Annotated in this window: 2 rRNA genes; both read left to right on the top strand. The window is 41.1% G+C overall.

Going from position 1 to position 628, the window contains the following annotated elements:
• Nucleotides 1-113: ribosomal RNA gene (rrf, locus tag L8S15_RS21730) — 5S ribosomal RNA — on the top strand; the annotation flags it as partial.
• 390 nt (nucleotides 114-503) lie between these two features.
• Nucleotides 504-628, top strand: a 16S ribosomal RNA gene (locus L8S15_RS21725); the annotation flags it as partial.

Raw genomic sequence — 628 nt, 5'->3', positions numbered from 1 at the left:
GGCGACCATAGCATTGTGGACCCACCTGATTCCATGCCGAACTCAGAAGTGAAACACAATAGCGCCGATGGTAGTGTGGGGCTTCCCCATGTGAGAGTAGGACATCGCCAGGCTTTAATTTCGACTTTGTCTATTTAGTAGACAAGTCACCATAGAGTTCTAAGTTTTCTTAGTGTTTTATGTTGACTTTCAAAGTGGAAAGCGTATTATACGCGTCCTGCTTAAGTGCTAAGGCACTGAAAGCAAAGCTCTTTAACAATTTAAACCTATCAATCTGTGTGGGCACTCGTTGATGAATATCAAAACGTTTTATCGTTAGATAAAACAGATTCTTCGGAATCAAAATTGATTTCAATGAACTGAGTGACCAATACGAATAATTACTTTCTTTATAGAGAGGGGTTATTTGGCACAGTCAATTCATTACCATTCTGTTGGAATGGTAATAGCTTTAAAATTACATAGTAGTTTTGAAGTCAGTATTCGTTGAGTCACAAAATCTTAAATTGAAGAGTTTGATCATGGCTCAGATTGAACGCTGGCGGCAGGCCTAACACATGCAAGTCGAGCGGAAACGACAACATTGATTCTTCGGAGGATTTGTTGGGCGTCGAGCGGCGGACGGGTG

It is taken from the genome of Vibrio sp. S/42/10 (assembly GCF_029890535.1).
In the GTDB taxonomy this organism is placed as follows: Bacteria; Pseudomonadota; Gammaproteobacteria; order Enterobacterales; family Vibrionaceae; genus Vibrio; species Vibrio cyclitrophicus.
The sequence above is the reverse complement of the archived record's forward strand: the minus strand, read 5'-3'. Positions and strand labels throughout refer to the sequence as shown.